This window comes from Amycolatopsis sp. cmx-11-12 (assembly GCF_046269425.1).
Taxonomy (GTDB): Bacteria; Actinomycetota; Actinomycetes; order Mycobacteriales; family Pseudonocardiaceae; genus Amycolatopsis.
This window is the reverse complement of the sequence record NZ_JADNQM010000008.1, coordinates 91,801-105,593: the sequence shown is the minus strand read 5'-3', so window position 1 is coordinate 105,593 and position 13,793 is coordinate 91,801. Positions and strand designations below refer to the sequence as shown.

Annotated in this window: 11 protein-coding genes; 7 read left to right on the top strand and 4 right to left on the bottom strand. The window is 70.4% G+C overall.

The window, feature by feature from the left end; all coding sequences use genetic code 11:
• The first annotated feature begins 6 nt into the window (after window positions 1-6).
• Both ACLARN_RS13430 and ACLARN_RS13425 read left to right on the top strand, forming a co-directional pair.
• A complete protein-coding gene (locus ACLARN_RS13430; RefSeq protein WP_409491698.1) occupies window positions 7-1,281 on the top strand; it encodes a DUF58 domain-containing protein in 1,275 nt (424 codons plus the stop codon).
• A complete protein-coding gene (locus ACLARN_RS13425) occupies window positions 1,278-3,806 on the top strand; it encodes a transglutaminaseTgpA domain-containing protein (RefSeq protein ID WP_409491697.1) in 2,529 nt (842 codons plus the stop codon). The genes ACLARN_RS13430 and ACLARN_RS13425 overlap by 4 nt, the downstream gene beginning before the upstream one ends.
• A 288-nt stretch (window positions 3,807-4,094) precedes the next feature.
• On the opposite strand, the gene ACLARN_RS13420 is transcribed toward ACLARN_RS13425, so the two are convergent.
• The 3 genes from ACLARN_RS13420 to ACLARN_RS13410 form a co-directional block, all read right to left on the bottom strand.
• On the bottom strand, window positions 4,095-4,511 hold the full coding sequence (locus ACLARN_RS13420; protein WP_409491696.1) for a DUF3040 domain-containing protein: 417 nt from the start codon (window positions 4,509-4,511) through the stop codon (window positions 4,095-4,097).
• Window positions 4,512-4,708: 197 nt separating this feature from the next.
• Window positions 4,709-5,926 carry a DNA polymerase IV gene (gene dinB / locus ACLARN_RS13415; RefSeq protein ID WP_409491888.1) on the bottom strand — a complete coding sequence of 406 codons (1,218 nt, stop codon included), beginning with the start codon at window positions 5,924-5,926 and terminating at the stop codon, window positions 4,709-4,711.
• A gap of 260 nt (window positions 5,927-6,186) precedes the next feature.
• Window positions 6,187-6,921, bottom strand: coding sequence for a methyltransferase domain-containing protein (locus ACLARN_RS13410; RefSeq protein ID WP_409491695.1), 735 nt, complete (start codon window positions 6,919-6,921; stop codon window positions 6,187-6,189).
• 109 nt (window positions 6,922-7,030) lie between these two features.
• Here ACLARN_RS13410 and ACLARN_RS13405 point away from each other — a divergent pair, with 109 nt between their 5' ends.
• The 5 genes from ACLARN_RS13405 (at window position 7,031) to ACLARN_RS13385 (ending at window position 12,067) form a co-directional block, all read left to right on the top strand.
• Complete coding sequence (locus tag ACLARN_RS13405) at window positions 7,031-7,906, top strand: ParA family protein (RefSeq protein WP_409491694.1); 876 nt, start codon at window positions 7,031-7,033, stop codon at window positions 7,904-7,906.
• Window positions 7,907-7,911: 5 nt separating this feature from the next.
• A complete protein-coding gene (locus tag ACLARN_RS13400; RefSeq protein WP_409491693.1) occupies window positions 7,912-8,715 on the top strand; it encodes a DNA-formamidopyrimidine glycosylase family protein in 804 nt (267 codons plus the stop codon).
• 125 nt (window positions 8,716-8,840) lie between these two features.
• Window positions 8,841-9,890: an adenosine deaminase gene (gene add / locus ACLARN_RS13395; protein WP_409491692.1), complete on the top strand. Its 1,050-nt coding sequence runs from the start codon at window positions 8,841-8,843 to the stop codon at window positions 9,888-9,890.
• 377 nt (window positions 9,891-10,267) lie between these two features.
• A complete protein-coding gene (locus tag ACLARN_RS13390; protein WP_409491691.1) occupies window positions 10,268-10,831 on the top strand; it encodes a GNAT family N-acetyltransferase in 564 nt (187 codons plus the stop codon).
• Window positions 10,832-11,017: 186 nt separating this feature from the next.
• Window positions 11,018-12,067 (top strand): quinone-dependent dihydroorotate dehydrogenase, encoded by a 1,050-nt coding sequence (locus ACLARN_RS13385; protein ID WP_409491690.1) that lies wholly within the window; start codon window positions 11,018-11,020, stop codon window positions 12,065-12,067.
• On the opposite strand, the gene ACLARN_RS13380 is transcribed toward ACLARN_RS13385, so the two are convergent.
• Complete coding sequence (locus tag ACLARN_RS13380) at window positions 12,027-13,661, bottom strand: amidase family protein (RefSeq protein ID WP_409491689.1); 1,635 nt, start codon at window positions 13,659-13,661, stop codon at window positions 12,027-12,029. The genes ACLARN_RS13385 and ACLARN_RS13380 overlap by 41 nt on opposite strands.
• Between the last annotated feature and the right edge of the window lie 132 nt (window positions 13,662-13,793).

Sequence of the window (13,793 nt, the reverse complement as noted above, 5' to 3'; positions counted from 1 at the left end):
CGGCGCATGCTGCGTGCTCTGTCCGGCCTGACCACACGCGGCCGCTGCCTCCTCGCCGCCGGCGTCGCCGCGGCGGTGTGCTCGTTCGTGCTCAACGAACGGGACCTGCTGCGGGTCGCGGTGTTCGTCGTCGCCCTGCCGTTGCTGGTCGCCTTCTTCATCTCGGCGACCCGGTTGCGGCTGGGTGCGGCGCGCGCGCTGCGCCCGGAGCGGGTTTCGGTCGGCTCGCCCGGCGAGGTCCAGCTCGAACTCTGGCGCAACGGCAGGCTTCCCGCCGGTGAGGTGCTGCTCGAAGACGGCGTGCCGTACGCGCTGGGTTCGCGGCCGCGCTTCGTCGTCGAACGGCTGCCCCACGACCGGCGGGTCGCGCTGCGGTACCCCTTGCAGCCGGTGCTGCGCGGGATCCAGCAGGTCGGCCCGCTGCGGGCGACGATCACCGACCCGTTCGGGCTGTGCGAGTTCGAACGCGAGCTGATCGGGCATTCGCGGCTGGTCGTCGTGCCGAAGGTGGTCGGCCTGTGGGGTCTGCCCAGCGGCGCCGGGATCGGCGCCGGTGACGACGGCAGCATCCGCCTGCACGCCGGGCAGGGCGAGGCGGACGTGATCGTCCGGCAGTACCGCCAGGGCGACGACCTCCGGAAGGTCCACTGGCGGTCGACCGCCCGCCGCGACGAGATCATGGTCCGCGTCGAGGAGCGGCCGTGGCGTGGCGGCACCACGGTGCTGCTGGACCACCGCGCGGCCGCGCACCACGGCACCGGTCCCGCCGCGAGCCTCGAATGGGCCGTCTCGTTCGCCGCTTCGGTGGGGCTGCACCTGCGCCGGTCCGGGCACCGCGTCCGGCTGATCACCGAACACGGCCAGACCCTGGCCGACACCCCCGGTGAAGGTGGCGAGCACTACGACAACATCGTGCTCGACGTCCTCGCCGCGCTCCAGCCCGCGCACCAGCGCGACATCACCCTCGGCCACGATCCGGCCGAAGGACAGGAACTCATCGCCGTGCTCGGCACCGTCAGCAACGAATCCGTGCACGAACTGTCCCGGTACCGCCCGCGCGGGATCCGGAGCCTCGCCGTGCTGCTCGACACCCCCGGCTGGTCCTCGGGCGTCAACCGGCCCGAAACCCGGGCCGCCGCCACCGAAGAATCGGTGGCGCTGCTGCGCGCCGCGGGCTGGGGCGTCGTCGTCGCTGGCCCCGGATCGCCCATGCAACAGGTCTGGGCCGACCTGTGCCAGACGGCCACCCGCCGGGGCACGCTGATCGGAGGCGGCCTGTGACCGCGACAGCGCCACCCCGCCCGCACATCCCCAAACCGCGCCCCGAGGCACCGACGCCGGTCTGGACGAGCAGTGTGCTCGCGCCGGTCGCCGCCGGGCTCGCCACGCTGTTCGCCTCGACCTCGCTGACCGGCGTCGTCTCCGGCTGGGCGTGGTTCGGCTACCTGCTGGTCGCCGTGGTGCTGATCGCCTCCACCGGGCTCGCCCTGCGTTCGCTGCGCGCGCCGACCATCGTCGTCGGCCTCGCCCAGCTGCTGGTGCTGTTGTTCCTGATCACCGGGGCGTTCACCACCAGCGGGATCCTGAAGATCATCCCCGGCCCGGACGCGCTCGAGGAACTGCGTGGCGTGCTCGCCGCGGCGGCCGAGCAGATCCGCGTCGGGCTGCCGCCCATCGAGGGCACGCCGCCGATCCTCTGCCTGGTGACCATCGCGATCGGCCTGGTCGCGGTACTGGTCGACACCCTGGCCGTGGCCGCCGCCGCGCCCGCCGCGACCGGTCTGGTGCTGCTGTGCGTGTACGCCGTGCCCGCCGCGCTGGCCGAAGACATGCTGCCGTGGTGGACGTTCCTGCTCGGCGCGGCCGCGTTCGCCGCGCTGCTCGCCGTCGACGGCAACCACCGGCATCGCCGCTGGCGCAACCGGGACGCGCCCGGACTGGGCAACTCGGCGGGCACGCTGTCCGCTCCCGTCGGCGTGGTGAGCGCCGCGATCGCGCTGGGCCTGGTCATCGGCACGGCCGCCACCGGCGTCGGCACGGTCGGCAGTCTCCCCGGCGGAACCGGGTCGGGCCGGGGCGGGGCGGGCGGCTTCGGCGTCGAACCGTTCACGCAGCTGCGAGGCCTGCTTGACCAGGGCGAGAACGTGGAACTGTTCAAGGTCTACGGGATGGGCGCGGACAAGCGGCTGCTGCGCGCGTTCACCCTCGACACCTACACGCCGAACAAGGGCTGGGGACTGGCGCAGAACGGCCGCGCCCAGCAGGGTGTGCAGGCCAACCAGCCGCTCCCGTCCGTGAAGGGCGACGACCGCACCGGCCCCGGCCGCGAGATCCGGATCGAACCGACGAACTGGGTCGACAACTGGCTGCCGATCTACGGCGTGCCGCGGACGTTCGCCGGGCTGGCCGACAACTGGCTGTACGACCCGGTCGGCGGTGCCGTGTTCACCACCACCAAGCAGAACGCGCCCGCGTACACGGAGATCGCGTCGATCAAGGAACCCTCGAAGGAGGAACTCCGCCTCGACGACGCTCGCCTTGCCGAAGTCCCGCCGCAGTTCACCCAGGTCGACCAAGTCGATCCCCGCGTGGTCGCGAAGGCCAAGCAGCTGACGGAGAACGAGTCCAACAACTTCGACAAGGCACAGGCGCTCTGGTCGTTCTTCACCGCGCAGAACGGTTTCGTCTACGACACCAAGACCGCCGACGCCACCGACTCCGACGCGCTCGCCGACTTCATCCTCAACGGCAAACGCGGGTTCTGTGAACAGTTCGCGTCCGCGATGGCCGTGATGCTGCGCGCGGTCGGCATCCCGTCGCGGGTCGCCATCGGCTTCGCCTCCGGTACCCCGAAGGGCGACCACGTCTCGATCAGCTCCGAAGACGCGCACGCGTGGGTCGAGGTCTACTTCCAGACGAAGGGCTGGGTCAGCTTCGACCCGACCCCGCTGCTCGACGGCCGCGCGGTCGTCCCGCCGTACCTGCAACCCGACACCAGTGCCTCCAAGCCCAACGACACCCAGGAGGTGCCGACCGCGGCGGCGTCGAGCGCCCCCGCGACCGGCACGCCCCGTGATCCGGGCGCGGGCCCCGGCGCGGACGGCACCGGGAACCAGCAGGAAGAGGAGCCGCTGTGGCCCGCCATCCTCGCCGGCCTTCTCGGCGGACTGGCGGCCGCGGTGAGCGTGATCGTGATCGTGCGCACCCGCTTGAGATACCGGGCGCTCCTGCGGTCGTCGCCCGCCCCGTCCCGCTCCCCGGACTCGCCCGTTCCCGTCCGTGAGGAGGGCGGGTTCCTGGACAACCCGAACCTGACGAACTGGCTCCCGCTGATCGCCATCGGACTGTGGGTGGGGGCGTTCGCTTTCCTCGCGGCGTGGGTGTCGTGGTGGTTCGCCCTGGTCTTGGTGGTCGTCCTCGGCGGGATCGGCACGCCGACGGCGATCCGGGAGATCAAACGACGACTACGGTTGCAGAAGATCGCGTCCCACTCCCCCGCCGCGGCCGACGCGGCGTGGCGCGAACTGATAGACGAGTGCGCGGACCGCGGCCTGCCGCTCTCCGACGGCGACACAGTGCGCGTGGCGGGCCGGAAGGTCGTCGAGAAGCACCGTCTGGACGAAGAAGGCCGCTCCGGCCTGCGCACGGTCATCGGCGTCGTTGAGAAGTCCTGGTACTCGGACGAGCCGCTGGACGACCAGGCGCTGGGCCCGGCCTTCGACGAAGTTCGCAAGAGCCTGAAGCGGAACGCGCCCATGTCGTGGAAGGGCCGCCTGTTCCCGCGGTCACTTCGGCGAGGGAAGTAGGGCCTGGCTCCTGCGGCGTGCTTTGCGCGTGAAGGCCCCCTTCCCTCGGCTCAGCCGAGGGAAGGGGGCCTTCACGCGGCTACCGGGTCGCCGACGTCACGGCCGCCCCAACGTCACCAGGAATCACATCCGCAGGTAGCGAAGGCCTCCTTCACTACCCTCAGGGTAGGCAAGGAGGCCTTCACGGCCAGGTGAACGCACTGGCCGCAAGTAGGCGACTAAACGCTCAGGACAACGCGAACATGCCGGCAGGGCATCGCCCTGCCGGCATGTTCGCGTGTGTGAGAGCTACTGCTCCTCGAAGCGCTGGCGGAAGCGCTCTTCCATGCGCTGGGTGAAGGAACTCCGGCGCGGGGACGACTTGCCGCCGCCACCTCCGCCTGCCCCTTGGCCACCGCTGTCCTTTCCGCCTTCCGCCTCGGCGCCATGCCGAATCGACGTGACGGCCAACATGACTCCGAAGAACATCACGAGGAACCCGAGCACGCTGATCACCGGGATATCGACGACCCGGATGTTGACCACCACGCCGAGCACCAAAAGTGCGACGCCCACTACGAACAGGGCGATGCCCTGCAAACGCCGTCGGCGGGCGGGGCGGCGCAACCGGGTGCCTCGCACCGTGGATGCGAACTTGGGGTCCTCGGCATAGAGCTCGCGCTCGATCTGATCGAGCAGCCGCTGCTCATGCTCGGAGAGTGGCATCTTTCCTCCTCCGGCACAGCTGTCGCGGGCGCCGGGCCGCGCAACGTCATGGACCCAAAAGACAACCCCAGGCGGGGTGTCTCTGTCCAGGATACGAGCCCCGCGCTCGTCCGACTACCCGATCCCGTATCCAGAAGGGATCGAATTGGCCGAAACCACCCGACTCGGCTCTCTCGAAGACGGCCGAACAGGCGATATCACTGGTCACGAGGGGTCAGCAGAGACGCGGGCCGCACCGCGGCTGCGCCGAACTTCGACCTCGCGACGTCGGCGGCGACTTCCGCATCCCGCCAACGGGGTTCGGGAGAGTCGAAAAGTAGCTGTTCTCCGTCACTCTCCGTGTCCAAACCCTCGACTCTTACGCCGATCAGGCGGACTGCGCCCGTCGGCGCGTGCTCGGTGAGGAGTTCGACAGCGATGCGGTGGATGTCGCGGGCCACATCCACCGGGACGGCGGTCGTCCTGGCGCGGGTGATGGTCTTGAAATCCGCGAACCGGACCTTGATCGACACCGTCCGCCCGCGCAACCCGCGGCGGCGCAGGGTGGCGGCGACGCGTTCGGACAGCCGGAGCAGTTCCAGCCCGAGCGCCGAACGGTCGTGGAGGTCGACGTCGAAGGTCACTTCGGCACCGAGCGACTTGTCCGGCGTCTCCGGGACCACCTCGCGCTCGTCGTGCCCGTTCGCGAGCGCCCACAGGTGCTCCCCCAGCGCCCGCCCGAGCGAGCGCCTCAGCCGGGGCAGCGGCGCGGCGGCGACGTCGGCGATCGTGTCGAGGCCCTGCTGCCGCAGGTGCTCCTCGGTGCGCTTGCCGACACCCCACAGCGCCGACACCGGCAGTGGACGCAGGAACGCGAGCGTCTCGGCCGCCGGGACGACGACCATGCCGTCCGGTTTCGCCATCCCGGACGCCAGCTTCGCGACGAATTTGACCTTCGCGACGCCGACCGAGCAGCTGATCCCGAAGTCGGCGGCGACCCGTTCCCGGATCCAGGCGCCGAGCCGCGCGGGCGAGGAGTCCAGCCGCTTGAGGGCCCCGCTGACGTCCAGGAAGGCCTCATCCAGGCTCAGCGGCTCCACCAAGGGCGTCAGCTCGCGGAAGATCCCCATGACGCCCTTCGACACCTCGCCGTAGAGCCCCGGCGTCGGGGTGATGCAGATCAAGTGCGGGCAGAGCCGCTTGGCGGTCGAGAACGGCATGGCCGACCGGACACCGAACTCCCGCGCCGCGTAACTCGCGGCCGCCACGACCGATCGGGGCCCACCACCGGAGACGACCACCGGTTTGCCTTCCAGCTCCGGACGCGTACGTAGCTCACAGGACACGAAGAAGGCGTCCATGTCGACGTGCAGCAGACCGCAGCCAGTGTCGTCCGGCCAGGTGGTGGCTCCGGTGGTCACTCGATAGCGGGCCATCCCACCGGGCAGTTCAGTGTTCATTGTTCATTTGTCGCGCGCTGTGTTTGTTTGTCGCGCGCTGCCGGAAACGTTTTGCCAGGGCGCACGTGGTCGATGTCAGTTGCGGTGGTCATGGAGGCGCCCTGCCAAAACGTTTCCGGGGGCCTTCGGCCCGAAAGAGGGCGCGCGACGGTGAAGTCGCCGTCGGGCGCGGGGCGCCCTCCGGCGACCCTGGAGGAACGTTAGCCGGAGGTACCGACAGTTCCCGGGTGCCAGGGTCAGGTGGGGCGGCGCGCCAGGACGTGCAGCCTGCTGGAGATGTCCCGCAGCGGCGAGACCGACGCGGCCGCCAGCTCGAACTCCGCCAGGTCCTCTTCCCGCACGCCGCCGGGCACGAAGTCCGCCACCACACCGTCACCCTGCAACGAGACCACTTCGAGCCCCACCGCGGTCAGCTGCGCCTGGAGGGCCTCAGCGTCGAAGCGCCGCAGCACGGTCTCCCGGCCGCCGCCCAGCACGCCGCTCTCGGCCGCGAGCAGCTCCCGTGCCTCGCCGAGCCGTCCGGCCAGCGCGCGCTGCAGGATCGCGGCGTGGCGGTTCGCCACCAGCACCGAGACCGCGCCGCCGGGTTTGACCGCAGCGGCCAGCGCGGCGAGCACAAGTGCTGGGTCGTCGACGACTTCGAGCAGGCCGTGCGCGAGCACCAGGTCGGCCGATCCGGCCGCGACGTGGGCGCCGAGCGCGTCGGAGTCGTCGGCGATCACCGTGATGCTGCCGGAGACGCCCTCCTCCTCGGCGCGGCGGCGCAGGGTCGCCAGTGCGTTGGGGTTCGGCTCGACGACGGTCACCAGGCAGCCCGCGGATGCCAGTGGCACCGCCCAGCCGCCGCTCCCGCCGCCGACGTCGACGACGTCCGGCTGTTGTGCGCCTCGCGCCCGGGCGGCCCGGAGTTCTGCTTCGAGAACCCGGCGGACCGCCCCCGATCCCCGCGTGGCCACGGTGTCCGTCTTCATAAACGCACAGGGTAATGCCCGCCCTCGAGTGACCTGCGGGTGTAGTCCGATGCGGTGTTCGACACCTTGCCAAGGAGCCACCCCGCCGACTGCCCGTAGGCTGTATCGAGTGCACACGGTCGCTGTTCTCAGCCTGAAGGGTGGCGTCGGTAAAACGACGGTCGCCCTCGGTGTCGCGTCCGCCGCCCTGCGCAGGGGCACCCGGACTCTGGTGGCCGACCTCGACCCGCAAGGCAACGCCACCACCTCGCTGGACCCGCCCCTCACCGATCGCACGCTGGCCGACGTCCTGGAGACGCCGGTGCGGTCGGTGCTCGAACGCGCGATCGCGCCCAGTGTGTGGAGCGACCAGATCGACGTCCTCGTCGGCGCCGAAGAGCTGGAGATGCTCAACGAGCCCGACGCCGACAACCGCCGCCTGGAGAACCTCTCCCGCGCGCTCGACGAACTGCACACCAACCCGCTGCGCGAGGAACCCTACGAACTGGTGATCCTCGACTGCCCGCCGTCGCTGGGCAGGCTGACCCGTTCGGCGCTGGTGGCCGCGGACAGCGCCCTGATCGTCACCGAGCCGACGATGTACGCCGTCTCCGGCGCCCGCCGCGCGCTCGAGGCGATCGAGAAGATCCGCGAGGAGCAGAACCCGGGGCTGCGGCCGATCGGCGTCGTGGTCAACAAGCTCCGTGTGCGCTCCTACGAGCACCAGTTCCGCGTCGCCGAACTGCGGGAGAACTTCGGCCCGCTGGTGATGCCGACGGCGATCCCGGACAGGCTCGCGGTGCAGCAGGCGCAGGGCGCGTGCAGCCCGATCCACGAGTGGCACTCCCCCGGTGCGCAGGAGATCGCGCTCACCTTCAACATGGTGCTGGCGAAGGTCCTCCGTTCGAGCCGGGCCGGACGGCATCGCGTCCGCGGTGACGAAGACGCTCCAGAGCCCGAGACCACCGAAGCGCCCGCCAAGCTGAGCGACACCGGCACGGGTTAGCGCCGATGCCCGAAGGCGACACCGTCTTCCTCACCGGCAAGGTCCTCGACAAGGCGCTGGCCGGGAAGACCCTCGTGCGCGGCGAGTTCAGGGTGCCCAAGCTGGCCACGGCGGACCTCTCCGGGCGGGACGTGCTCGGCGTCGGGACGGTCGGCAAGCATCTGCTCACCCGCTTCTCCGGCGACCTCACCCTGCACAGCCACCTCCGGATGGACGGCAAATGGGCGGTCTATCCGTCGGGCGCGCGCTGGCGCCATCCGGCCCATCACGCGCGCGTCGTTCTGGCGGCCGAAGGCGTGCAGGCGGTCGGTTTCCGGGTCCACGACCTCGAACTCGTGCCCACGGACGAAGAACACCGCCTGGTCGGGCATCTCGGCCCGGATCTGCTCGATCCACAGTGGACGGACGAACTCGCGGAACGGGCGGCGGCCGCGCTGGCCGCGGACCCGGATCGCGAACTGGGCGACGCCTTGCTGGATCAGCGGATCATGGCCGGGATCGGGAACATGTACAAGGTCGAGATGTGCTTCCTGCTCGGTGTCACGCCGTGGACGCCGGTGTCCGCGGTCGACCCGGCGAAGGCCGTCGCGCTCGGCCGCAAACTGTTGAAGGCCAACGCCTGGCGCACCTCGCAGACCACCACCGGTGAGCTGCGCCGCGGTCGCGAACACTGGGTCTACGAGCGGACCAAACCGGGCTGTTTCCGCTGCGGCGGACGGCTCCGGGTCGCCCCGCAGGGCGCCGGGTACCAGGCGAGGCCGACCTGGTTCTGCCCGAAATGCCAGACCGGACCCGCTCCGGGCGGCTAAGCTGGACCCGTGACGCTGTTCAAGCTCCCGCTCTACGGGACTGACACCGAACGCGGCGACCTCGCTCCCTGAGCCGCCCGCTCCCTTCGCACGTCACCCTTCACCTCTTTCCAGGGAGCTTTGTCATGCCCGGATTCCTCACGGGCGAGGCGCTGCGCGCGTTCGTGCACGCCCTGCCCAAGGTCGAACTCCACGTCCATCTCGTCGGTTCGGCGAGCCTGCCCACGGTGCTGGAACTGGCCCGGCGGCGCCCCTCGGCGGGGGTGCCGACCGAGGCCGAAGCACTCGCCGGCTTCTTCACCTTCCGCGATTTCCCGCATTTCCTCCGCAACTACCTGGCGGTGACGTCGCTGGTACGCGACGCCCGCGACATCCACACCCTCGTCACCGGACTGGCGGCCGACCTGGCCGCACAGAACGCTCGTTACGCCGAAGTGACCGTGACGCCGTACAACCACGTCCTCGACGGGATGTCGACGGATGATCTCCTCACCGGTCTCGCCACCGGCCGGGCCGCGGCGCGGGCGGAGCACGAAGTGGAACTGGCCTGGTGCTTCGACATTCCTGGCGAGAAGGGCGTCGTCGCCGGCCGCGAGACGGTCGTGTTCGCGCTCCGCGAACGCCCCGAAGGCCTGGTGTCCTTCGGGCTCGGCGGCCCCGAGGTCGGCGTCGGCCGCGCGCAGTTCGCCCCGTTCTTCACCACGGCACGGGAGGCGGGGCTGCACAGCGTCCCGCACGCCGGTGAGACGACCGGTCCGGCCACCGTCTGGTCGGCGGTGCACGACCTCGGCGCCGAGCGGATCGGCCACGGCGTCGGCGCGCACACCGATCCGGCGCTCCTGGAATACCTTGCCGTACAAGGGATACCGCTGGAGGTCTGCCCCACCTCGAATGTCCGAACAGGACAGTTCCCGTCGATCGAAGCGCATCCCGTGCGGCGGCTGCTCGACCACGGCGTGGTGGTCACGCTCAACACCGACGACCCGCCGATGTTCGGCGCCACACTCGACGGCGAGTACCTGGCCGTCGCCGAAACGCTGGGCCTGACCGCGACCGAAATCGCCCGGTTCGCGCAGAACGCGGTGAACGCGTCGTTCCTGGAACCGGCGGCCAAAACCGTCCTGCTGACGGAGATCGAAGAAATCTTGTTGCAGGACCCCGAAGTCCTCGCATAGCGTGGCAGTACACGAGAGAGGAGGTGGTCCAAAGTTGTATTCCAACAGGACTCGTGAGGTGACTGTCCGCTAGCGGACGGCACGCGTAGGACTTTTGAGCAGCGATACAACGCAAGTTGGAGCCACCTTCGGCTCGTCGTCTCTGCTTCGCGTGGTGCCTGATAGCGAATACCAGGCAGTCACCGGGCCCCCGAGGTTCCCGAGCACCGGTCCGGCTCGGGCCCGGCCGCCGATTCCGGCGTCCGGGAGCCACCTCGGGGTTCCCCTATTTCCGGGGTTATGGCCCTTTTGCGTCGCTTGGGGGGCCGCCCACCGCCCTGGAGAACCGTCCGCCGCCGGCCCGCCCCAGAACCCCGAAGAGTGGATAGCCTGACGCCATGTTGAGGCCCGATTTCCCGATCACCACGCCGCGACTTACCCTCCGCGCTTTCCGCCAGGACGATCTCGACGAACTCAACTCCTTCCAGTCCCGCGCCGACGTCGCCCGCTACCTGTACTGGGGCCCGCGCAGCCGCGCCGAATCCGCCGCCGCGCTCGCGAAACGGGTGCACAGCGACACCCTCTCCCAGGAAGGCCAGTTCCTGGCCGTGGCCGTGGAGCTGACCGAGACCGGGCAGCTGATCGGCGACCTGAACCTCGAGTACGTCAGCAGCGAGCACCGCCAGGGCGAGATCGGTTTCGTGTTCCATCCCGATCACCACGGCAAGGGGTTCGCCGCGGAGGCCGCCGTCGAACTGCTCCGGCTCGGCTTCGAAGACCTCGGGCTGCACCGGATCATCGGCCGTTGTGACGGCCGCAACACCGCGTCGGCCACGCTGATGGAACGTCTCGGCATGCGCAAGGAAGCGCACTTGCGCGAGAACGAGGTCGTCAAGGGTGATTGGACCGACGAACTCGTCTTCGCGATGCTCGAGGGCGAATGGAAGACGCGCCACGCGTGATCAGAGGGAGATCACGCGTGATTAGGCGGAGAGCACGCGTGACCGGGCGGAGAGCACGCGTGATCTCCCTCTAATCACGTGTGATCTCCGTTCAAACACGGGTGATGTCCGTCTCAGCACGGGCGAGCGTCGCTACGTAGGCGAGCACGATCGAGCGGCACGGCGGTCACCAGGCATGATGGGGCCGTGTTCTTCGACAAGATCGTCCGCCCCGCTCTCTACCGGGTCTCCGGCAGTGACCCCGAAACCGTGCACGAACGCACCATCGGCACGCTCGCCAGGCTGAGCCGGGTCTCCCCCGCGCTCGGCGCGCTCGGCCGCGTCTACCGGACGGACGATCCGGTCACCTTCCTCGGGCTCCGCTTCCCGAACCGGGTCGGCCTCGCCGCCGGGATGGACAAGAACGGCCGGGCGCTGCACGCCTGGCCCGCGCTCGGCTTCGGTTTCGTCGAGGTCGGCACGGTGACCCGGCATCCGCAGCCGGGCAACGACAAGCCGCGGCTGTTCACCCTCGCCGAGACCGACGCGGTGATCAACCGCATGGGCTTCAACAACGAAGGCGCGGAAGCACTCGCCGCCCGGCTCGCCGCGGGCGGGAAGCCGGGCGTGCCGCTCGGTGTCAGCATCGGCAAGTCCAAGGTGACCCCGCTCGACGAGGCCGTCGAGGACTACCGGTTCTCGCTGCGGGCGCTGTACCCGTACGCCGACTACTTCGCGATCAATGTCAGTTCGCCCAACACGCCGGGATTGCGGGCGTTGCAGGACAAGTCCGCGCTGGCCGAACTGCTCGGCGAGCTCCGTAAGACTTCCACCGAACTCGCGGGCGACACCAAGCCCACGCCGGTGCTGGTGAAGGTCGCCCCCGACCTCACCGACGAAGCCCTCGCGGAACTGCTGGAGGTCTGCCTCGAACACGGTGTCGCCGGGCTGATCGCGACCAACACGACGCTGTCCCGCGAAGGGATCGCGCCCACCGAAGCCGCCGTCGGCGAGCAGGCGGGCGGACTCTCCGGCCGCCCGCTCACCGCCCGTTCGGTCGAGGTGGTGCGGTTCGTGCACGACGAGACCGGCGGCAAGCTGCCGATCATCGGCGTCGGCGGGATCTTCGACGCCGGCGCCGCCGCCCGGATGCTCGACGCCGGCGCCGGTCTCGTCCAGCTCTACTCCGGTTTCGCCCTGCACGGTCCCGGTCTGGTCAAGCGGGTCGCCCGAGGTCTCGCGGCCCGGCCGTACTGACGAACCTGAGATAGGCGCGCCAGCACCGATACCGCGTCAACTCGGTGGCCGTCGCCGTGGCCGACTGGTCGCAGAGGACGGCCAACGGGGTTTCCCCGTCGTCCAGCCGGATCCGGCCGAGCACGAACGGTTCGGGCAGCGTGGCGGCGAACGCGCCGAGGGCGGCGGGTGACAGGCGCCAGCGTTCCCCCGACAGCATCGTGTGCTCGCCCGCGGCACTCACCGGCACCACACCCGGCTGGGGTGGATCGGTCGGCAGCAACACCATCCGGTAGCCCTCGCCGGTCTGGACCAGGCCGGTGAACCGCGCGCCCGCTGCGACCAGCCGTCCGTTCAACGGCTGTCCGCGGAGGTGCGCGCCGAACACCACCAGATCCGCGCCCGGTGCGGGATAAGGGAAATCAGCCTGTTCGTCGGTGAGCACGGCGGCGAGGTCGATGGCGATCTGGTCGTCGAACGGCCGCACCACCACCGACACCCCGTACGGCCCGAGATCCGACGGCGACGACGGCACCGTGACCGCGGCGAGGTCGAGCAGGTTGACGAACGCCGTGAACCGCTCCAGCCGTTTCGCGACGCCGTCCGGATCGGACAGCGCCTCGGCGACTTCGGGATGGTCCGCGACGGTCGGGAGGACTAGGGCGTCGTACTCGGACAGCGTCCGGAGCGCGAGCATCCCGGCCTCGGCGACCCGCTGCCGATCGGCGGTGAAGCCGTCGTCGTGGATCAGCCCGCCGACCGACAGCAGCGCCGACACCTCCACCGTCTCCACGAGGGCGCCGGACGCCCGCAGCGCCGACACCGCGCCGAGGAACGCGGACCTGGATTGCAGCGAGAGACCAGTGAGTGTTTCGGAGCCCGGGATCGCCACCCTCGGCCGATCCCCCGCGGAAAGCCGGACGTCGGGCGGCCAGTCCCGCACGAGCGGGTCGATCCCGTCGGGGCCGGTCATCAGCCCCAGCGCGCGCTGGCCCAACGTGAGGCTGCGCGCGAACAGGGCGATTCCGCCGCAGGGCGTGGCACCGGTCTTGGGCACGAGGCCCAGTGTCGGCTTCAGCCCGACGATCCCGTTGAGAGAGGCGGGCACCCGGCCCGCCCCCGCCGTATCCGTGCCGACCGCCAGATCGACAAGGCCGAGCGCGACGGCGACGGCCGCGCCGCTGCTCGCGCTCCCGGAGACCTTGGCGGTGTTCAGCGCGGCGCTCACGGCGCCGTACGGGCTGTGGGTGTGTTCGAGGTCGCTGCCGAACCGGTCGCAGTTGGTCTTGCCGACCACCACCGCTCCGGCGGCGGCCAGCCGGGACACCGCGGGGGCGCCGACGCAGCAGACGTCCTCCCCCGCCGTGGGAAGACCGGCGACGTCGATGACGTCGGCGACCGCCACCAGGGTTCCGGCGAGCGGGAGGTCTGTCCCGGCGCGGACGCGTTCATCGACCGCCTTCGCGTCCACGAGGGCGTCTTCCAGTGGGCGGAGCATGATCCAGACGTCGGGGCGGTCGACCTCGGCGATCCGGTCGTAGGCCGCGATGACGCGCTGGTAGGAGCTGGGCGGCGGGGTCGGGATCGACTCTGGTTCCGGGGGGAGCGTCGTCACTGGGCGTCCTTTCCTCGGTGGGGACGAGAAAGACCACTGCGCGAGATCCACTGTGTCCGGTCCGCCACCCTGGGACGCCCGCTCACGCGGGCTGGGTTCAGGCCCGAGCTGGGAGGAGCACTGCGTGCATGA